This is a genomic window from Salipiger bermudensis (assembly GCF_017309175.1).
Classification (GTDB): Bacteria; Pseudomonadota; Alphaproteobacteria; order Rhodobacterales; family Rhodobacteraceae; genus Salipiger; species Salipiger bermudensis.
This window is the reverse complement of record NZ_JAEKJV010000009.1, coordinates 84,158-101,548: the sequence shown is the minus strand read 5'-3', so window position 1 is coordinate 101,548 and position 17,391 is coordinate 84,158. Positions and strand designations below refer to the sequence as shown.

25 protein-coding genes are annotated in these 17,391 nt (G+C 66.1%); 16 read left to right on the top strand and 9 right to left on the bottom strand.

The window, feature by feature from the left end:
- The first annotated feature begins 38 nt into the window (after positions 1-38).
- The gene (locus JF542_RS13690) at positions 39-596 is read left to right on the top strand and encodes an HdeD family acid-resistance protein (RefSeq protein ID WP_207076247.1); all 558 of its coding nucleotides are present in this window, start codon (positions 39-41) and stop codon (positions 594-596) included.
- A gap of 7 nt (positions 597-603) precedes the next feature.
- Here JF542_RS13690 and JF542_RS13685 read toward each other — a convergent pair whose 3' ends face one another.
- From JF542_RS13685 to JF542_RS13660, 6 genes are all read right to left on the bottom strand, one after another.
- On the bottom strand, positions 604-1,413 hold the full coding sequence (locus JF542_RS13685) for a division plane positioning ATPase MipZ (protein WP_007796664.1): 810 nt from the start codon (positions 1,411-1,413) through the stop codon (positions 604-606).
- Between the two features lie 207 nt (positions 1,414-1,620).
- Positions 1,621-2,184, bottom strand: coding sequence for a F0F1 ATP synthase subunit B (locus tag JF542_RS13680; RefSeq protein WP_207076246.1), 564 nt, complete (start codon positions 2,182-2,184; stop codon positions 1,621-1,623).
- A 4-nt stretch (positions 2,185-2,188) separates the two neighbouring features.
- Complete coding sequence (locus tag JF542_RS13675) at positions 2,189-2,740, bottom strand: F0F1 ATP synthase subunit B' (RefSeq protein ID WP_007796658.1); 552 nt, start codon at positions 2,738-2,740, stop codon at positions 2,189-2,191.
- 86 nt (positions 2,741-2,826) lie between these two features.
- Positions 2,827-3,051, bottom strand: coding sequence for a F0F1 ATP synthase subunit C (locus tag JF542_RS13670; protein WP_007796655.1), 225 nt, complete (start codon positions 3,049-3,051; stop codon positions 2,827-2,829).
- Positions 3,052-3,130: 79 nt separating this feature from the next.
- Positions 3,131-3,925 carry a F0F1 ATP synthase subunit A gene (locus JF542_RS13665; protein WP_195903843.1) on the bottom strand — a complete coding sequence of 265 codons (795 nt, stop codon included), beginning with the start codon at positions 3,923-3,925 and terminating at the stop codon, positions 3,131-3,133.
- Positions 3,915-4,262: an AtpZ/AtpI family protein gene (locus tag JF542_RS13660; protein WP_207076245.1), complete on the bottom strand. Its 348-nt coding sequence runs from the start codon at positions 4,260-4,262 to the stop codon at positions 3,915-3,917. Before JF542_RS13660 ends, JF542_RS13665 begins: the two co-directional genes overlap by 11 nt.
- Before the next feature lie 249 nt (positions 4,263-4,511).
- Between JF542_RS13660 and JF542_RS13655 the strand changes: the two genes are divergently transcribed.
- The gene (locus tag JF542_RS13655; protein WP_007796643.1) at positions 4,512-4,865 is read left to right on the top strand and encodes an ArsR/SmtB family transcription factor; all 354 of its coding nucleotides are present in this window, start codon (positions 4,512-4,514) and stop codon (positions 4,863-4,865) included.
- A 3-nt stretch (positions 4,866-4,868) separates the two neighbouring features.
- Here the strand turns inward: JF542_RS13655 and JF542_RS13650 are convergent, their stop codons facing one another.
- The 3 genes from JF542_RS13650 to JF542_RS13640 all read right to left on the bottom strand — a co-directional run bounded on the left by JF542_RS13650 (position 4,869) and on the right by JF542_RS13640 (position 7,106).
- Positions 4,869-5,717, bottom strand: coding sequence for a DMT family transporter (locus JF542_RS13650; protein ID WP_207076326.1), 849 nt, complete (start codon positions 5,715-5,717; stop codon positions 4,869-4,871).
- 26 nt (positions 5,718-5,743) lie between these two features.
- Positions 5,744-6,625, bottom strand: coding sequence for a LysR family transcriptional regulator (locus JF542_RS13645; RefSeq protein ID WP_207076244.1), 882 nt, complete (start codon positions 6,623-6,625; stop codon positions 5,744-5,746).
- A gap of 232 nt (positions 6,626-6,857) precedes the next feature.
- Complete coding sequence (locus JF542_RS13640; protein ID WP_242533749.1) at positions 6,858-7,106, bottom strand: hypothetical protein; 249 nt, start codon at positions 7,104-7,106, stop codon at positions 6,858-6,860.
- Positions 7,107-7,570: 464 nt separating this feature from the next.
- Between JF542_RS13640 and ffh the strand changes: the two genes are divergently transcribed.
- The 14 genes from ffh to rpmE all read left to right on the top strand — a co-directional run bounded on the left by ffh (position 7,571) and on the right by rpmE (position 17,306).
- Entirely contained in the window at positions 7,571-9,079 is a 1,509-nt protein-coding gene (gene ffh, locus JF542_RS13635; RefSeq protein WP_007796631.1) for a signal recognition particle protein, read from the top strand.
- Positions 9,080-9,083: 4 nt separating this feature from the next.
- Positions 9,084-9,617: a GNAT family N-acetyltransferase gene (locus JF542_RS13630; RefSeq protein ID WP_207076243.1), complete on the top strand. Its 534-nt coding sequence runs from the start codon at positions 9,084-9,086 to the stop codon at positions 9,615-9,617.
- Positions 9,614-10,144 (top strand): GNAT family N-acetyltransferase, encoded by a 531-nt coding sequence (locus JF542_RS13625; protein ID WP_207076242.1) that lies wholly within the window; start codon positions 9,614-9,616, stop codon positions 10,142-10,144. Before JF542_RS13630 ends, JF542_RS13625 begins: the two co-directional genes overlap by 4 nt.
- On the top strand, positions 10,141-10,659 hold the full coding sequence (locus JF542_RS13620) for a GNAT family N-acetyltransferase (RefSeq protein ID WP_207076241.1): 519 nt from the start codon (positions 10,141-10,143) through the stop codon (positions 10,657-10,659). Before JF542_RS13625 ends, JF542_RS13620 begins: the two co-directional genes overlap by 4 nt.
- Positions 10,659-11,264, top strand: coding sequence for a GNAT family N-acetyltransferase (locus JF542_RS13615; protein WP_207076240.1), 606 nt, complete (start codon positions 10,659-10,661; stop codon positions 11,262-11,264). Before JF542_RS13620 ends, JF542_RS13615 begins: the two co-directional genes overlap by 1 nt.
- Positions 11,257-11,562 carry a chorismate mutase gene (locus JF542_RS13610; protein ID WP_007796617.1) on the top strand — a complete coding sequence of 102 codons (306 nt, stop codon included), beginning with the start codon at positions 11,257-11,259 and terminating at the stop codon, positions 11,560-11,562. Before JF542_RS13615 ends, JF542_RS13610 begins: the two co-directional genes overlap by 8 nt.
- Positions 11,563-11,612: 50 nt before the next feature.
- The gene (gene rpsP / locus JF542_RS13605) at positions 11,613-11,987 is read left to right on the top strand and encodes a 30S ribosomal protein S16 (protein ID WP_207076239.1); all 375 of its coding nucleotides are present in this window, start codon (positions 11,613-11,615) and stop codon (positions 11,985-11,987) included.
- A gap of 129 nt (positions 11,988-12,116) precedes the next feature.
- Positions 12,117-12,959 carry a MipA/OmpV family protein gene (locus JF542_RS13600; RefSeq protein WP_007796610.1) on the top strand — a complete coding sequence of 281 codons (843 nt, stop codon included), beginning with the start codon at positions 12,117-12,119 and terminating at the stop codon, positions 12,957-12,959.
- Between the two features lie 60 nt (positions 12,960-13,019).
- A complete protein-coding gene (gene rimM / locus JF542_RS13595; RefSeq protein ID WP_207076238.1) occupies positions 13,020-13,541 on the top strand; it encodes a ribosome maturation factor RimM in 522 nt (173 codons plus the stop codon).
- Positions 13,538-14,362 (top strand): hypothetical protein, encoded by an 825-nt coding sequence (locus JF542_RS13590; RefSeq protein ID WP_207076237.1) that lies wholly within the window; start codon positions 13,538-13,540, stop codon positions 14,360-14,362. The genes rimM and JF542_RS13590 overlap by 4 nt, the downstream gene beginning before the upstream one ends.
- 88 nt (positions 14,363-14,450) lie before the next feature.
- Complete coding sequence (locus JF542_RS13585; RefSeq protein WP_207076236.1) at positions 14,451-15,611, top strand: hypothetical protein; 1,161 nt, start codon at positions 14,451-14,453, stop codon at positions 15,609-15,611.
- Between the two features lie 31 nt (positions 15,612-15,642).
- Positions 15,643-16,458, top strand: a complete 816-nt coding sequence (gene trmD / locus JF542_RS13580) for a tRNA (guanosine(37)-N1)-methyltransferase TrmD (protein WP_007796599.1) — start codon at positions 15,643-15,645, stop codon at positions 16,456-16,458.
- A gap of 231 nt (positions 16,459-16,689) precedes the next feature.
- Complete coding sequence (rplS, locus tag JF542_RS13575) at positions 16,690-17,073, top strand: 50S ribosomal protein L19 (RefSeq protein WP_007796597.1); 384 nt, start codon at positions 16,690-16,692, stop codon at positions 17,071-17,073.
- Between the two features lie 11 nt (positions 17,074-17,084).
- Complete coding sequence (rpmE, locus tag JF542_RS13570; RefSeq protein WP_007796595.1) at positions 17,085-17,306, top strand: 50S ribosomal protein L31; 222 nt, start codon at positions 17,085-17,087, stop codon at positions 17,304-17,306.
- Positions 17,307-17,391 lie beyond the last annotated feature (85 nt).

Here is a 17,391-nt window from a genome sequence, read left to right as displayed (position 1 = left end):
TCCAGCGTGGTTCTCCCTGCAGCCCAGAGGAGTGCCCCATGTCCGATCCCATGCCCCGACGCGAGACCCGACCCCGCCGCCCGCTCGGGCCCGACTGGCGCTGGCTGCTGGTCCTCGGCGCGCTGCTCATCGTCGGCGGGGTCGTCGCCTTCCTGAACCCCTTTGCCGCATCGCTGACCGCAGTGGCCATCGCTGGCAGCATCCTCTTGCTTGGTGGAGTCCTTCAGCTGTGGATCGCGTTTCAGGATGACGGGCCCGGCTCTGCCCGGCTTGTCTCGGGGCTGCTGGGCTTCATTGTGCTCGCCTTCGGCGTCGCGCTGCTGGCCAACCCCCTCGCCGGAATCGTCTCGCTCACGCTGATCATCGCCGGGTTCTTCATCGCCGTCGGGCTGCTGCGCGTCCTGCTCGCCTTTCACCTGCGCGAGCGGCGCGGCTGGGGGTGGCTGGCGTTGGCCGGGGCGATCTCCGTGGCCCTCGGCCTCTGGATCATCTTCGCCATCCCGGAAGCCGGTGGCGGCATCCTCGGGATCTTTCTCGGTATCGAACTGCTGACCTCCGGCATCGGCGTTGCGGCGCTGGCCTGGCGGCTGCGCTAGCGCCGCCTCAGAAGCGGATCTCGACCTCGGGCAGATCGAGCGTGCTCATCAGGTCGCGCAGCTCTTGGCGCGCCGCCACGTTCGAGATGTTGAGCTGCTTGACGCCGATATCCTTGAGATCGAGCAGCGTCAGGCCACGCGGGAACAGTTCGCGGAAGATCACCCGCTCGGAGAACCCCGGCGCGATGCGGAAACCGATGCGCTTGGAAAGACGCTCGAGCGCTTTCTCCATCTTCATCTTGTTGATCATCTGCTGGGCGCCGAGGCGGTTGCGCAGGACGATCCAGTCGATCGGCTTGAGCCCGGCCTGTGCGCGCAGCTGCCGGGCATTCCAGACCATCTCGGAATAGACCGACGGGCCAAGGATCTTCTCGCCGTCGCCGTCGATGCGGGCCAGCAGGTCGAAATCGATGAAGCTGTCGTTGAGCGGGGTGATCAGCGTGTCGGCAAGCGTGTGCGCCACCTGGCTCAGGCGGGTGTGCGAGCCGGGGCAGTCGATCAGGATGAAATCGCTGTCAGCCTCGAGCATCGAAACCGCCTTGCTCAGCCGGTGATCATAGGCGTTCTCGCCGGGCGCCAGCTCGGAGGGATCGACCTGCGGCAGCTCCATGTAATGCGGGCTGGGCAGCTCGAGCCCCTCGCTCTCGAGGAAGCGGCGGCGGTTGTCGCAGTAGCGGCCGGTGGTCTGCTGACGCAGGTCGAGGTCGAGCGCCCCGACCCTGTAGCCCAGCCGGGCAAGCGCGGTGGCCACATGCATCGAGACGGTGGATTTGCCCGCCCCGCCCTTCTCGTTCCCGACGACGATGATATGTGCCACGCTACCCTCTTGTCCTGATGACCACATGTACCGCTGTGGACCTGGTCGGGCTACCGTATCTGGTGGGAGCCAACAAGCAAAGTCTTGCCGATGGCGCAACGGCAAGGCAAGCCCCGACCGTGTTCCACGTGCCGCAAATCCGACCGCGGGACAGAAAAAAGCCCGACCAGTGGCCGGGCTTCTTGGAATTCTCGGGGACCTTGCGGGTCAGTGCAGCTTGGCACCGACTTCGGCGATCGACTCGTCGATCATCCGGTCCTTGTCTGCAGCGCTGGTCTGCTGCGCGATGACATCGCGGGCAGCCGCCACGGCCACGATTGCGGCACGGTCGCGCACTTCCTTCACGGCCGATGCCTGAGCCGAAGCGATGTGGTCGTCTGCGGCAGCGAGACGGCGTGCGATAGCATCCTTGAGGTCCTTGCGGGCCTGTTCGGCGGCGATCTCGGCCTCTTCCTTGGCGTTCGCAACGATGCGGTCCGCCTGTGCAGAGACCTCATGCTGCTTGCGCTCGTAGGAGGCAAGAAGCGTCTGGGCCTCTTCACGCAGCGCGCGCGCTTCGTCGAGCTCGTTGCGGATGTCGTCGGCGCGCTTGTCCAGCAGCTTGCCCAGCATGCCCGGGACCTTGAAGTAGGCCAGGACAGCAAGGAAGAGCAGGAAACCGAGCAGCACCACGAAGTCGGTGTTGCGCAGCGAGAAGAACGGGCCGGACGCCGCCAGCGCGGGGCTGGCAAGGCTTGCGCCAAGGGCGCTGGTGATGATCAGCTTACGCATCGGCTCACCCTTTCATCCGGTTGTCGACAGCCGAAGAGATGGCTGCCTGATCCGCCTTGCCACCAAGGGCCGCCACGATGGCTGCCGCGGTGTCCTTTGCGACGATCTCGACATTCGCGAGGGCCGAGGCACGGATTTCGGCGATGGCCGCTTCCGACTCGGCGGTCTTTTCCGCGATCTGGGCGTCCGCTTCGCGGGTCGCCTCGTCGAGTTGCGCCTTGATCTCGTCGCGGGTCTGCTGACCGATGGCCTGGGCCTCGGCACGGGCATCCGCGAGCGCCTTGTCGTACGCCGCTTCGGCGTCGGCGGATTGGCGCTTCAGCTCCTCTGCGGCGGCGATGTCATTCGTGATCGTGCCCTGGCGCTCGGCCAGGACGGATGCGATCCGCGGCAGAGCGATGCGCGACAGCACGAAGAAAATCACCACAAGCGTGATGACAAGCCAGAAGACCTGGTTCGGGATCCACTCAGCGCACAGCTGGGGCATGCCGATGGCAGAGCCATGGCTGTCCACGCAGGCGCTCGCGAATTCTCCGGCGATGGGTTCTGTCGCCATGTCGTCCTCCGTCGGAACGTTGTCTCTACATCGGGCGGCCCGTCAGGGACGGGACCGCCCGCGCGTAAGGATTTTCGTTCCGTCGATTAGACGGCGAACATCAGCAGCAGAGCAACGAGGAAGGAGAAGATGCCCAGTGCTTCGGCGAATGCGATGCCGATGAACAGGGTCGCGGTCTGCGAAGCAGCAGCCGAGGGGTTGCGCAGCGCGCCGGCGAGGAAGTTCGCGGCGACGTTGCCCACACCAAGTGCGGCGAGACCGGTGCCGAGACCTGCGAGACCTGCGCCGATGTGTGCGAGTTGACCTTCCATGGTGGTATCTCCTTACGTGTGGAAGTGATCGATAGGGGTGTTCTGCGGGGTAGAGCGGGGCGCGGGCCCCGCCGCTACGTCAGTGGTGCGGATGCAGTGCGTCCTTGAGGTAGACGCAGGTGAGGATCGTGAAGACGTAGGCCTGAATGAAGGCCACCAGAACCTCGAGACCGTAGATCGCGGTGATCGCGACGATGGTCAGCGGCGAGATCGCGGCGACGGCAGCGAAGCCTGCGAACACCTTGAGAACCGCGTGGCCCGCCATGACGTTGCCGGCAAGACGAATGGAGTGGCTGACCGGGCGCACGAAGTACGAGATGATCTCGATGATCGCCAGGACCGGGCGCAGCGCCATCGGCGCCGACGACACCCAGAACAGGCTCAGGAAGGAGGCGCCGTTCTTGACGAAGCCGAGGATGGTCACGCCGAGGAACACGCAGAGCGCCAGCACCACGGTCACCGCGAAGTGCGAGGTGGTGGTGAAGCTCATCGGGATCAGGCCGAGGAAGTTGGCGATCACGATGAACATGAACAGCGTCATGATGTAGGGGAAGTAGACGAGCCCGTCCTTGCCGGCCACGTCCTCGACCATCTTGTGAATGAAGCCGTAGGCAAGCTCGGCCACCGACTGGCTGCGCGAGGGAACGACAGCGCGGCGCGAGGTGCCGAACACCATCAGCGCGACGATTACGAGGATCGCGATCAGCATCCACAGGGTGACGTTGGTGATGGTGAACATGCCAACCGCACCGTCGCCGAACAGCGGCTTGACGATGAACTGGTCCATCGGGTGGAAGACGAGACCACCCGTTTCGGCGGCGTTCTCTGCGCCGTGTCCGGCCATCTCAGCACCGTGCGTTGCTTCAGTCGCCATTGCGATCCCTCTTCTCGTCTTCTCCGGCCTGCTTGGCCAGTTGCGCCTGCTGGATTTCGGCGGCGCTGCGCAGCATCACCCGGATACCCGCCACGATCCCCAGCAATGTGAACAGCACCATGAGGAACGGGGTGGTGCCAAACAGCACGTCGAGCCCGTATCCGATGCCAAAGCCGATCCCGAGACCGGCAACCATCTCCGTGACCATCCGCCAGGCGAGCTGTGCCTGGGAATAGTGTTCCTCCTGATGGACCTTGTCGCTTTCCCGGGCGGCCTTGGCCGCCGCGATCTTCGCCTCCAGCGCATCGAGTTGCTGCTTCGGATCGGGGTCGCTCACTGTTCAGTCCAAAAGGAGTTTCGCGATGTTGCTATGCGGCGGAGCGCCCCGAGTCAAGAACCGGTGAACAGACGATCAAGACACCTTAAGACTTTGATATCTAATGTTTTTAAATTCACACCCTCTCTCACATCAAAGCCCCCAGCGCCAGGTTAGCGCCAACGGAGGCACTATTCCTTATTCAACTGCGCGGTTGAGCATGACCGAGACCGGCTTGACGATGCCATCGGCGGCACGGCTTATGGCGACATGACCGACACGCTCTCCGCCGTTTTTGCCGCCCTCGCAGACCCGACCCGCCGCCGCATCCTCGCGATGCTGCTCGAGGACGACATGGCAGTGACCGACGTGGCCGACCCCTTCGAGATGTCGCTTGCGGCGGTCTCCAAGCACCTCGCCATCCTCGCCGCGGCCGGACTGATCAGCCAGGAAAAGCGTGGCCGCGTGAAATGGTGCAAGCTCGAGCCGGATGCGCTGCGCGAGGCCTCGGTCTGGATGGTGGGATTCGGGCTTGTCGAGCCGGTCAATCTCGACGCCTTCGAGCGCTTCCTCGCCGAGGAGCTCGGCACCGGGCCTGCGATCCAGGACCAGGACCGCGTCTGACCGTCACTCGTTCTTGAGCAGCAGCAGCAGCGCCACCACGGTCAGCGCCACACCAACGAGGATCACCGCCGGCGGCACCCCCTGCCCCAGCACCAGCGTCCAGAGGATGACCCAGGACGGGGTGAGGTAGGTATAGGCCATGACCTTGGCCGAGGGCAGGCGCAGCGCCGCGAACTGCAGGAGCACGAAAGTGGCCGCGGTGGCGGCGATGGCAGTGTAGGCGATGGTGATCCAGACGATCGGCGGCAGCGCTGCCCAGTCCGTCGCCATCAGCGCGGGCCACCCCCAGATCAGCAGCATTGCCGTACCCGCGAGGTTGGTCCAAAGCGTGAAGACCAGCGCCGGCTCACCACGGTTCAGCTTGCGCACGAGCGGCGCATAGACGGCGTGGGCGGCACAGCCGACGAAGTAGACCGCCTCGCCGCGCCCGACACCAAAGCGCAGCGCCGCCTGAAGGCTGCCGTCGAAGATGACCCACAGCGCGCCGACGGCGCCCACCGCGAGGGCCAGAGCCATTCGCCCGGTCATGCGCTGGCGCATCAGCAGCCAGCCGAAACCCGCCGCCATCAGCGGCGTCAGGGTGAAGACCGCCGACATGCTCACCGGGGCCGCGGTCTTGAGGCCTTCGAACATCAGCACGAAATACGCGATCATCAGCCCGCCAAGCACGAGGTAGCGCCACGGCGCCTCGAGCGAGGCGCGTGTCACCTTCCCGCTGGCAGCCGCCACGCCCGACAGGATCAGCCCCGCAAGCACGAAGCGCACCGCGTTCAACGCCGTCGGCGCGATATGCGGCGCCGCGAGCGATCCCATGGCGAAAGAGCCCGCGACCAGCGCCGAGAAGCTCAGCATCGCGAGGTGGCCCTGACTTGCCGGGCTCACGCCTTGTCGCGCTCCGTCGCGTAATCCTTGAGATGTTTCAGGAAGGCCTGAACCTTGGGGGTCCGGTGCAGGTCGACATGGGTCACCAGCCACAGCGGCGAGGACCAGTCTTCCTGCGCGGGCAGGATCTGGACCAGATCGGGGTCGGCGCGGCCCTCCTGCTCGGCCATGAAGCCGAGCCCGGCGCCGGCACGCACCGCCTCCTGCTGCACACGACCGTCCTCGGCGCGGAACACCACTCGGTCGAACGGGACGTTCTTCTTCATCCAGATAGCGTAGGGCGCGCGGGAATCGGGATCGTCATAGCCCACGAAATCATGGCTCTGCAGCGCCTCGACACTGTCGGGCTTGCCGCGCCGCTCAATGTAGCTGCGCGCCCCGAAGAGCGCCACCGCCTGCCGCGCGAAGGGCTGCACCACGTTGTCCGGCTCCTGCGGGGCAGAGCCCGCCCGGAGCGCCACGTGCGCCTCGCCGTATTCAAGCCGGAACAGACGCGTGCCGGTCAGGTAGCGCACCACGATTTCGGGATAAGCCTCGCGGAAGGACTCCAGCGCCCCGACCATCAACGGCGAGAAGTTGATCAGCGACGTGACGAGAAGTTCGCCCGAGACCCCCTCGCCCTGCCCCTTGATGCGACCGGCGAGTTGCTGGAACTGGTCATCTGTGGCCTGCGCCACCCGGGCCAGATCCTGCCCGGCCTCGGTGGGGGTATAGCCGCGGGCGTGGCGCTGGAAGAGTTTCACGCCCATGCGCGCCTCGAGCGCGTCGATATGCCGGATCACCGTGGCGTGGTGAACTCCGAGAACCTCGGCCGCGCCGCTGACGGTTCCCAGTCGCGCCACCTGGTAGGCGGTGCGGATCTCATCCCAGTTGGTCATTCTAGGTCCACGCTTCGGATCACACTCAACCCGGTATGGTACGAACCATCACCGCGTTGCAAGCACGCGACGGGAAAAGAGATTCTCCGGGCAGCATGCCGGCAGGCCGGGCGGAAGGCCGCGACACCGGAAAGACCGTCGATGCCCAAGAAAAATGCGCCCTCGCAAGCGGGGGCGCATCTCAAATTCTCTGCGACGGGACGGTACGACCCCGACGTGCTCAGCAATGAGCTCAGTCGCTGGTCGAGCTGCTGCTGCTGCTGCTGGACGAGCCGTCCGACGACGACGCGATCAGAGCGATCAGCGCGGCGCCACCGACGACGGCCGCGATGGTGCCTGCGTCCGACGACGAGCTTGCCGGAGCGGCCAGCGCGTAGGGATCGTCTTCCACCACGACTTCGGTCGGGCCAGCTGCGTATGCTGCGGAGGAAGCAACCATGCCGAGGATGGCTGCGGAGGTCATAAGAGACTTCAGTTTCATTCTTCACCTCAAAAATGAGCGTTTCTCGTACTTTCCTTAGCGGCAAAAGGCCGAATCGACCAGCCTGAATTCTCGCACCGGCAGCATTCCGCGCGCAAAATAACCACCTGTGCTATTTTTGCGCAGTCTGCCGCAGCCAAAGCCCAACCTCGGAGCAGTCTCCCGCCAGCCGATGCCGCTGCGGAGTCCAGCTAGCGCATCACGTGTGCCGCGGCAACATGTGGGACCAACGATTGCTGCACCTGCAAAGCCCGTAAAGCTTGACTCGCAGGCCCGCGCGCCGTATCCGCGTGGCGACTCCGGAAGCCTTATTGCGCCTCCGGTCCCTTGGGGTCTGCCCGGGATCGCCCTCCGTCAGCGCGTTGCGCCCACGGGGGCCATTCTGCATTGCCCCGATGACTCATCGCGCCGCCGTCCCTATCTCGGGAGGGCACAAGGACAACAGACGGGAGGCCAGCGGCCCCATGTTCGAGAATCTATCAGAGCGCCTTGGCGGCGTCTTCGACCGGCTGACGAAACAGGGCGCGCTGTCCGAGGACGACGTCCGCACCGCGCTGCGCGAGGTGCGTGTCGCCCTGCTCGAGGCCGACGTCTCGCTGCCGGTGGCGCGCCAGTTCATCAAGGCGGTCGAGAAAAAGGCGACCGGCGCCGCGGTCACCAAGTCGGTCACGCCGGGCCAGCAAGTCGTCAAGATCGTCCATGACGAGCTCATCGCCGTGCTCGCCGGCGAAGGCGAGCCCGGCTCGCTGCGCGTCGACAGCCCGCCCGCGCCGATCCTGATGGTCGGCCTGCAAGGCGGCGGCAAGACCACCACCACAGCCAAGCTCGCCCGGCGACTGAAGGAGCGCGACGGCAAGAAGGTCCTGATGGCCTCGCTCGACGTCAACCGCCCCGCCGCCATGGAACAGCTCGCCATCCTCGGCACCCAGATCGGGGTCGACACGCTGCCGATCGTCAAGGGCGAGGACCCGGTCGCGATCGCCAAGCGCGCCAAGACCCAGGCGGGCCTCGGCGGCTACGATGTCTACATGCTAGACACCGCCGGTCGCCTGTCGATCGACGAAGAGCTGATGGCGCAGGTCGAGGCAGTGCGCGACGTCGCCAACCCGCGCGAGACGCTGCTAGTGGTCGACGGCCTTACCGGCCAGGACGCGGTGCACACCGCCGAGAACTTCGACACCCGCATCGGCATCACCGGCGTGGTGCTGACCCGGATGGACGGCGACGGCCGCGGCGGTGCGGCGCTTTCGATGCGCGCGGTCACCGGCAAGCCGATCAAGTTCGTCGGCCTTGGCGAGAAGATGGACGCGCTCGAGACCTTCGAGCCGGACCGTGTCGCGGGCCGCATCCTCGGCATGGGCGACATCGTCGCGCTGGTCGAGAAGGCGCAGCAGACGCTCGAGGCCGAGCAGGCCGAGCGCATGATGAAGCGCTTCTCCAAGGGTCAGTTCAACATGAACGACCTGAAGATGCAGCTCGAGCAGATGATCAAGATGGGCGGCATGGAAGGCATGATGCAGATGCTGCCCGGCGCCGCCAAGATGGCCAAGCAGATGGACGGCGCGGGGATCGACGACAAGATCCTCAAGCAGCAGATCGCCCTGATCAACTCCATGACCAAGAAGGAGCGCGCCAACCCGCAGCTCCTGCAGGCGTCGCGCAAGAAGCGCATCGCCAAGGGTGCTGGCATGGAAGTGTCGGATCTCAACAAGCTGCTGAAGATGCAGCGCCAGATGTCCGACATGATGAAGAAGATGGGCAAGATGGGCAAAGGCGGCATGCTGAAACAGGCCATGAAGGGCATGTTCGGCAAAGGCGGCATGCCCGAGGGCATGGACCCGAACCAGATGGACCCCAAGGCGCTGGAACAGGCGGCCAAGGCGATGGGCGGCCGGATGCCCGGCGGCCTGCCCGGCATGGGTGGCGGCGGTGGCCTGCCGCCCGGCCTGAGCGGCATGGGGAAGAAGAAGTAAGCCCGTGCCCGCCCCCGTCCTCCATACCCCGCGGCTGACCCTGCGAGGCCACGTGCTGGCCGATCTCGAGGCGCTTTGCGACCTGTTCGAGACCGACCGCGCGCGCTTCATGGGTGGCCCGCTTCCGCGCAAGGAAGCGTGGCGCTGGATTGCGTCCGAGGTGGGCATGTGGGACCTGCGGGGCTTCGGCTACTGGGGCATCGAAACCAGGGACGGCAGCTTCGTCGGGCAGGTCGGCCTGTCGCAGCCGCCGCATTTCCCCGAGGCCGAGATCGGCTGGACCCTGCTCGAGGGCGCCGAGGGCAAAGGCTATGCCGCCGAGGCGGCGCAGGCGGCGTTGCACTGGGCGTGGGAAACCGGCTTCGAGACGCTGGTCTCCTATATCACCCCCGGCAACGACCGTTCCATCGCGCTGGCCGAGCGGCTTGGCGCCAAGCATGACGAGGACGCGCCGCTGCCCGCGGGCGAGACCCCGGCGGAGACCGTGGTCTACCGTCACCGCGCCGATGCGGATGGCAGCCCGGAGGCCTACGCATGATCGTGCCCAACGCCCCCCGCCTCGAGACCAAGCGCCTGATCCTGCGCGGCCCGGAAGCAGCCGATGCCGAGCCGATGATCGCCTTCCTGCTCGACCGCGAGCGCGCCGACGGCTTCGGCGGCTACGACCATCGCGGCGACGCGTGGCGCTGGTTCGCGCTCAATATCGGTCACTGGCAGTTGCGCGGCTACGGCTACTTCACCATCGAGATGAAAGAGACCCGCACGCCCGCCGGCATCTCCGGCATCTGGAACCCCGAGGGCTGGCCCGAGCCGGAAATCGGCTGGGTGGTCTTCGAGGGTTTCGAGGGCCGCGGCATCGCCCGCGAGGCCGCCGAGCGCGTGCGTCGCTACGCCTACGAGGATCTCGGCCTGACCACGCTGACCTCGAACATCGTGCCGGGCAACACTCGCTCGGTGGCGCTGGCCGAGCGCATGGGTGCCACGTACGAGCGCACCTACATGAATTACAGCATGGGCGAAGACATGCTCTATCGCCATCCCGGACCCGAGGAGGTTCTGGGATGAGCGTCAAGGTGCCCGTGATCGAAACCGACCGCCTCGTGCTGCGCGCCCCGCGCTTCGAGGATCTCGACCCGCTCTGCGGCTTCTTCGCCGACGAGCGCTCGAAATATGTCGGGGGCCCGTCCGAGCGCGGCGAGGTCTGGCGCATGCTCCTGCGCAGCGCCGGGCAATGGCAGCTGCGTGGCTATGGCCTTTGGCACATCACCGTGCGCGACAGCGGCGAGATGATCGGCCATGCCGGCGTGCTGCACCATATCGAATGGCCCGAGCCGGAACTGGCTTATGGCATCTTCGCCGCCTACGAGGGCAAGGGCTATGCCCACGAGGCTGTCGAGGCGGCGCGCTCTGCCGCCGCCCGCCATTTCGGCCTGACCCGGCTGATCAGCATGATCGACCCGACCAACGACCGGTCGCGGGCGCTGGCGCTGCGGCTTGGCGCGCATTACGAGGGCGAAGACACCCTCTTCGGTCAGACCTGCCACGTCTACCGCCACCCCGAGCAGCGGGAGGGCGTGTGATGGCGCATCACGACATTCCCGTGCTCGAAACTGCCCGCCTGGTGCTGCGCGCGCCCGAACCGCAGGACTACCCGGATTTCAAGGCCACCTTCGCCTCGTATCGCTCGCGCTTCATGGGCGGGCCGCTCAACGCGTACGAGGCATGGATGCTCTACGCCGCCGAGATCGGCCACTGGGAGATCCGCGGCTTCGGCATGTGGATGGTCCACCTGCGCGACACCGGCGAGACCGTCGGCATGGCCGGCGGCTGGTGCCCGGCGAAATGGCCCGAGCGCGAGATCGCCTGGATCATCTGGCCCGACAAGGGCGGCAAGGGCTTTGCGCTCGAAGCCACCCATCGCGTGCGCACGCACTTCTACGACGAGAAGGGCTGGGACACCGCGGTCAGCTATATCGACCCGAAGAACCTCGACTCGATCCGCCTCGCGGAACGGCTCGGCGCAACGAAGGACGCCGAGGCCCCCTCGATCGACGGCTCCGACGCGGTCTATCGCCATCCCGCCCCGGCGGCGCTGCGCGGCACGCAGCTCGCCCACGGCATCGACATGGAAATCGCGAATTTCCAGGATCCCCTGTTCAAACCGAAAGGCTGGGCCATTGACTGAGACCCATGATCCGGTGGCACGCGCCGCGGCGCTGCTCAAGGAACACCGCGAAAGCATCGACCGGCTGGATGCGATCCTCGTCTTCACGCTGGCCGAGCGGTTCAAGCACACCCAGGCCGTGGGCGTCCTCAAGGCGCATCACGACCTGCCCCCTTCCGACCCCGCGCGAGAGGAAAAGCAGATCGCGCGGCTGCAGGATCTGGCGGAGAAGGCCGACCTCGACCCCGACTTCGCCAAGAAGTTCCTGAATTTCGTCATTCAGGAAGTCATCAAGCACCACGAACAACACCAATCGTAAGGCCGGCTCAACCGGCACGACCCAACGCCATTCGATAAGGAGAAACTGAAATGGCCATCAAGATTCGTCTCGCCCGCGGCGGTTCCAAGAAGCGCCCCCACTACGCCATCGTCGCATCCGACTCGCGCATGCCGCGCGACGGCCGCTTCGTCGAGAAGCTCGGCACCTACAACCCGCTGCTCGCCAAGGATGACGAGCGCCGCGTGGTGATGGACCTCGAGCGCGTGCAGTACTGGCTCGGCCAGGGCGCCCAGCCCACCGACCGCGTCGCGCGCTTCCTCGAGTCCGCCGGCGTCGCCGAGAAGAAAGCCCGCAACAACCCGAAGAAGGCGAAGCCGGGCAAGGCCGCTCAGGAGCGTGCCGAAGCTCGCGCCGCCAAGGCCGCCGAAGCCGCAGAGGCATCGGAAGAGGCCGCAGCCGAGTAATTCGTCTGCCTTTCGGCAACACAGGCGCAGCGGGTTCGGCCCGCTGCGCTTTTTTTGTTCCCCAACAGTAGGAAACAGATTCAAAGGCGCTAGACTACGAATCGCATCGCCCCAGACAGGAGCCGCCCGATGACAACCTTCCGCACCGCAACCGCTGTTGCGCTTGCCCTGCTTGCCGCGCCCGCCATGGTCAGCGCTCAGGAGGTGACATCGCTGCTCGACAACGCGTCTGACACGACCGCCTCCCCGGCGCTGTCGAGCCAGGGCACGCGGCAGCGTGGCTTTGTCTTCAGCCTGCGCGGCGGCATCGGCATGGCACCGGAATACCTGGGCTCGGACGAGTATAGCGTTGTGCCCGATCTCGGCTTCCGCTTCCACAGCCTGCGCCTTTCGGACGGGCTCGATTTCGGCGACAGCGACGCCTGGAACGACTTCCGCGGCTTCGACGTGCATGGCTCGTTCGATTACATCGGCGAGCGCGACTCCTCGGAATACGACGGCCTGCGCGGCATGGACGATATCGACGCGGCGGTCGAGCTGGGAATCGGCGTGGGCTACACCGCCGAGAACTACCGCACCTATGCCGATGTGCGCCGCGGTTTCGGCGGCCACGAAGGCTGGGTCGGCGAGGCCGGGTTCGATTTCATCACCCGACCCACGAGCGACTGGCGCCTGAGCATGGGCCCCCGGCTCTACTGGGGCAATGACGAGGTCGCAGACACCTATTTCGGCGTCTCCGCCTCTGAGGCCACCTCGGACCGCCCGGCCTATGATGCCGACGGCGGCCTGCTGGGCGCCGGGGCCGAGTTCGTCGCGCGCTATCAGATCAACCGCGACTGGGGCCTCGAGGGGGGCGTGACCTATCGCTCGCTGCTCAACGATGCCGCCGACAGCCCGATCGTCGACGATGGCGCCCAGGACCAGTGGAGCGTGCGCTTCGGCGTCATCCGGGTGATCCGCCTGAACTTCTGAGTTGGCGTCGATTGCCAAGCGCTGCGGCTCTGGTCTATCCAGTAGCGCGGTAAACCGGGCATGAGCGAGGCCAGTGTGAGCGAAACCATCTGTGTCGGAACGATTGCGGGCGCCTTCGGGGTGAACGGCGAGGTACGCCTCAAGAGCTTCACCGCCGAGCCCGAGGCTTTGGTCGAGTATGCACCGCTGACCACCGAGGATGGCAGCCGCAGCTTCGAAGTGCAGATCACCCGCCCCGTGAAGGGCGGCTTCGCGGCGCGGCTCTCGGGCGTGCGCAGCAAGGAAGAGGCCGACGCCCTGCGTGGCACCGGGCTCTATGCCCCGCGCGACAGGCTGCCCACCCTGCCCGATGACGAGTTCTATCACACCGACCTGATCGGCCTTGCGGTCTTTGATACCGGCGGCGCCGAGCTTGGCCGCGTCAAGGCGGTGCTCAACCATGGCGCCACCGACCTGCTCGAACTGACGGCGCCGGGCCAGTCCAAGACCGTCCTGCTGCCGTTCACCCGCGAGGCGGTGCCGACGGTGGATCTGGCCTCGGGGCGCATCGTCGCCGATCCGCCGGAGGGCCTGCTCGAATGACCCGCGTGGTCATTCACGCAGGATTTCACAAGACAGGGACCACCAGCGTCCAAAGCACACTCCGTGCCAACCGGGCGCTGCTCGAGCCGCATCTGCGCGTCTATCTCAAGGCGGATTTCGACGCCCTGACCGAGGCCACGCGGGCGTTTTGCGCCGCCCCGGAAGACGACGCCGCGCTGAACGCCGTGGGGCGCTACGCCATGCGTTTCTTTCGCCGGATCGAGCGCGACGACCCGCGCCCGATTCTGATGTCCTCCGAGGATCTGTCGGGTCATCTGCCCGGCCGCCGCCGCCGTCCCGGCTATCACGCGGCGCCACGGATCATGTCGGTGATTGCCGAGAACGCGCGCCACCGCTTCGGAGACAATCTCGATCTCATATTTTTCTTCTCGACCCGGGACAGCGATACTTGGCTGCGCTCGACATGGTGGCAAAACCTGCGCAGCACACGGCTGACCGATGATCTCGACCTCTACGCCACCCGACCAGAGGTGGCCACGGATCTGACCGGGACCGTCGAGGCCGTGGCCAAAGCGGTGGCTCCGGCACGTGTGATGTCAGAATCGCTCGATCTCAGCCGAGACCGAAGGGAGGGGCCGCTTGCGCCTCTGCTCGACCTTTTCGCCCTAGTTCCTGAGATTCGAGACGCTCTGGCGATTCTCCCGCCGGTGAATGCCCAGCCGGTTTCCGGGCTCGACGAGGTCTTCTTGGCGCTCAACCGCAGCGCGCTCAGCGAGGAAAACCTGCGCGACGCGAAGAAAAATCTGCGTCGAATCGCAAACAAACAGAGTCAAGAGCCCCTAATCGTTACGAATTGGTAAACAGATCAAGAAAACTTCCCCGTAACGGCAATAATTCGCCATAATCAAAATCAATTTGAGACTGGATTTTGACAAAAAGGGGGCGCTCATGGTCCCGGCGATTCAACGTGTGCTTTGGTATGGCGTCGCGACAACGTCGGCGCTGCTATTTCTGATCCTGCATCAGCGGGCCGATCTGCCGGTGATGATGCAGGTCACGATCCTCTCGAGCATCGGTGTGGTGACGGCACTTGGCCTGTCCGCAGCAAGGCTGCCGCGCCTCGATAGGCGCGCGGCAGCGGCGGCAGCGCCCAGCCTTCTGACGGCGCGGGCGTATCGGCGCCTGCCGCGCGACATCCCGCCCCCTGCCACGATGCGCAAGGAGCTCGGCGTCCTCCTTCGGGCAGCCGACGGGCGGCGGGATCCCACGGCACTGCATGAGCCCGAAACCCGCGCGGCGGTGCGTAGCAGGGTGTTCGGGCGCATCCTGCACACCTGGCGGGCAGAGACCGTCGAACAGCTGGATGACAGGCAACTCCAGGCCCTGTGGCAATTGCGCGAACTGATCGCCGCCGACCCCTGCCGTGCAGGCGAGCTGGCGCAGCGCTTTCGCAAGCCCGACGTGGTTCTCGCGATCCGCGACCGGGTGCTCGAGATCGACGCACGCCGCCAACGTTTCGAACGTCAGAGGGCCGCCTTCCGCGCCACGAGGATGGCCTGGAAGCAGACCGCCCCGGGCAAAGGACACACGCTTGTCGACGCGCTGCGCGCACTGACTGCCCCCGACCCCGACCTATGGCACAAGGTGATTGCCGAACATGACCTCGCCGACCCCGAGCAGGCCCGCGCCGCGCTCTGGTGTGCGCGCCAACCGGGATGCGAGCGCGCCAGCGTCGCGCTCTATCTCAGCCGCATCGCCGAGGCGGGCCGCATCACGATCGCACTGCGCAACGGGGAGACCGAGTGGCTCGGCGGGCTGTGCAGCGTGATCCGGGGCTGGAATGCCGGGCGCTACACCGGGCAGGCGCTTGGATTTGTGCCGAAGGATGCGGATGAAGCAAGCCGGGCGGCATCGGCGCTCTCGTCCCAGCTCGACACGCTTGCAGAGCAGACCGGGCAGCCGCGCTGGCCCGACCCGACCGATATCTTCGCCACGTCCCACGGAGAGGCCCCGCGCCCCCGCGACAACTGGGATCTTCGCGCTGGCCGGATGATCGCACCGCCGCGCCTCGAGCACTATATCGAGATTGCGCCACAGCACGCCGCTTGAGCCGTCCCGCCGGTGCGGCTACAGGAGGCGCATGAGCGAGACACCCAAATCCCATGGTCGCAAAACCATCCGCCCGAGCCTCAAGCCGCGTGAGCTGATGACCGATCGCCCGGCGCTCGCCCGCGCCTGGACGGCACAAGTCATCACCCTCTTCCCCGAGGCCTTTCCGGGCGTGCTCGGCCTGTCGCTGACCGGCAAGGCGCTGCAGGACGGGATCTGGCAGCTCGACCCGGTGAACCTGCGCGATTTCGGCGAGGGCAAGCACCGCAATGTCGACGACACCCCAGCCGGTGGCGGTGCCGGCATGGTGCTGCGCCCCGACGTGATGGGCCGGGCCCTCGAGACCGCGCGCCGCAAGATCTCGGGCGCTGCGCCGATCATCTACCTGTCCCCGCGGGGACGACGCTTCGACCAGCCGATGGCGCGCCGGTTGGCGCAGGCGCCGGGCGTGACGCTGATTTGCGGCCGGTTCGAGGGGCTCGACCAGCGGGTGCTCGACCATTACGGCGTCATGGAGGTCTCGCTCGGAGACTACGTGCTCACCGGCGGGGAGCTGGCCGCGCAGGCGATGCTCGACGCCACCGTGCGCCTGCTGCCCGGCGTACTCGGCAATGCAGACTCGATCGAGGAGGAGAGCTTCTCGCACGGGCTGCTCGAGCATCCGCAATATACCCGCCCCGCCGAGTGGCAGGGCCACGAGATCCCGCCGGTGCTGCTTTCGGGCCATCACGGCGAGATCGAGAAATGGCGCCGCCAGCAGTCGGAAGAGATCACCCGGGCCCGGCGCCCTGACCTCTGGGAGGCGCATGAACGGGCGCTGGCCGAGGCCCCGAAAGGCAAGCGCTGAGCCGGCCCGCCCCCCACTGAAACCCCTTGATTTGCGGGCCAAGGCGGCTTAACAGGGCGCATTCACGGCTTCGGGGCGACTCGGGGCCGTTGGATATTGGTGACCGAGCTGCCGGCAGACCTGCCGCAGAGCGCCGCCACAAAACAAAGAACAGCCGACGCATCTGTGCCTGCACAGCTCTGCTCAGGACATCACCCGCGGGAAAACCGTGAAGAATAAGGAGAAGGTCAGATGGATCTGATCGCACAGCTCGAGGCGGAACAGATTGCCGCCCTGGGGAAAGATATCCCCGACTTCAAGCCCGGCGACACCGTGCGCGTCGGCTACAAGGTGACCGAAGGCACCCGTACCCGTGTGCAGAACTACGAAGGCGTCTGCATCAGCCGCAAGAACGGCTCGGGCATCGCGGGTTCGTTCACCGTTCGCAAGATTTCCTTCGGTGAAGGCGTGGAGCGTGTGTTCCCGCTGTACTCGACCAACATCGAGTCGATCACCGTCGTGCGCCGCGGCCGTGTCCGTCGCGCCAAGCTCTACTACCTCCGCTCGCGTCGCGGCAAATCCGCCCGTATCGCGGAAGACACCAACTACAAGCCGCTCGCCGGCGCCGGCGCATAAGGAGCGACGTCATGAAAAAGGGCATCCACCCCGAGTACCACGTCATCGACGTCAAGATGACCGACGGCACCATCTACCAGACCCGCACCACCTGGGGCAAAGAAGGTGACACCCTGTCGCTCGACGTAGACCCGACCGTGCACCCGGCATGGAACGGCGGCACCTCGCGCCTCATGGACACCGGCGGCCGCGTGTCGAAGTTCAAGAAGAAATACGAAGGCCTCGGCTTCTGAGCCCACGCCTTTCGGTATCGCGAAACGCCGCCCCTCGGGGCGGCGTTTTTCGTTTCTGGGGCCGCACGCGCGCGCCTATTCAGCC

What these genes read in the sequence shown, in the direction of transcription:
- JF542_RS13690 (WP_207076247.1), top strand. Translation starts at nt 39, where the DNA reads ATGTCCGATCCCATGCCCCGACGCGAGACCCGACCCCGCCGCCCGCTC.
- JF542_RS13680 (WP_207076246.1), bottom strand. Translation starts at nt 2,184, where the DNA reads ATGCGTAAGCTGATCATCACCAGCGCCCTTGGCGCAAGCCTTGCCAGC.
- JF542_RS13675 (WP_007796658.1), bottom strand. Translation starts at nt 2,740, where the DNA reads ATGGCGACAGAACCCATCGCCGGAGAATTCGCGAGCGCCTGCGTGGAC.
- JF542_RS13670 (WP_007796655.1), bottom strand. Translation starts at nt 3,051, where the DNA reads ATGGAAGGTCAACTCGCACACATCGGCGCAGGTCTCGCAGGTCTCGGC.
- JF542_RS13665 (WP_195903843.1), bottom strand. Translation starts at nt 3,925, where the DNA reads ATGGCGACTGAAGCAACGCACGGTGCTGAGATGGCCGGACACGGCGCA.
- JF542_RS13655 (WP_007796643.1), top strand. Translation starts at nt 4,512, where the DNA reads ATGACCGACACGCTCTCCGCCGTTTTTGCCGCCCTCGCAGACCCGACC.
- JF542_RS13650 (WP_207076326.1), bottom strand. Translation starts at nt 5,717, where the DNA reads ATGCTGAGCTTCTCGGCGCTGGTCGCGGGCTCTTTCGCCATGGGATCG.
- JF542_RS13645 (WP_207076244.1), bottom strand. Translation starts at nt 6,625, where the DNA reads ATGACCAACTGGGATGAGATCCGCACCGCCTACCAGGTGGCGCGACTG.
- JF542_RS13640 (WP_242533749.1), bottom strand. Translation starts at nt 7,106, where the DNA reads ATGAAACTGAAGTCTCTTATGACCTCCGCAGCCATCCTCGGCATGGTT.
- ffh (WP_007796631.1), top strand. Translation starts at nt 7,571, where the DNA reads ATGTTCGAGAATCTATCAGAGCGCCTTGGCGGCGTCTTCGACCGGCTG.
- JF542_RS13625 (WP_207076242.1), top strand. Translation starts at nt 9,614, where the DNA reads ATGATCGTGCCCAACGCCCCCCGCCTCGAGACCAAGCGCCTGATCCTG.
- JF542_RS13620 (WP_207076241.1), top strand. Translation starts at nt 10,141, where the DNA reads ATGAGCGTCAAGGTGCCCGTGATCGAAACCGACCGCCTCGTGCTGCGC.
- JF542_RS13615 (WP_207076240.1), top strand. Translation starts at nt 10,659, where the DNA reads ATGGCGCATCACGACATTCCCGTGCTCGAAACTGCCCGCCTGGTGCTG.
- rpsP (WP_207076239.1), top strand. Translation starts at nt 11,613, where the DNA reads ATGGCCATCAAGATTCGTCTCGCCCGCGGCGGTTCCAAGAAGCGCCCC.
- JF542_RS13600 (WP_007796610.1), top strand. Translation starts at nt 12,117, where the DNA reads ATGACAACCTTCCGCACCGCAACCGCTGTTGCGCTTGCCCTGCTTGCC.
- rimM (WP_207076238.1), top strand. Translation starts at nt 13,020, where the DNA reads ATGAGCGAGGCCAGTGTGAGCGAAACCATCTGTGTCGGAACGATTGCG.
- JF542_RS13590 (WP_207076237.1), top strand. Translation starts at nt 13,538, where the DNA reads ATGACCCGCGTGGTCATTCACGCAGGATTTCACAAGACAGGGACCACC.
- JF542_RS13585 (WP_207076236.1), top strand. Translation starts at nt 14,451, where the DNA reads ATGGTCCCGGCGATTCAACGTGTGCTTTGGTATGGCGTCGCGACAACG.
- trmD (WP_007796599.1), top strand. Translation starts at nt 15,643, where the DNA reads ATGAGCGAGACACCCAAATCCCATGGTCGCAAAACCATCCGCCCGAGC.
- rplS (WP_007796597.1), top strand. Translation starts at nt 16,690, where the DNA reads ATGGATCTGATCGCACAGCTCGAGGCGGAACAGATTGCCGCCCTGGGG.
- rpmE (WP_007796595.1), top strand. Translation starts at nt 17,085, where the DNA reads ATGAAAAAGGGCATCCACCCCGAGTACCACGTCATCGACGTCAAGATG.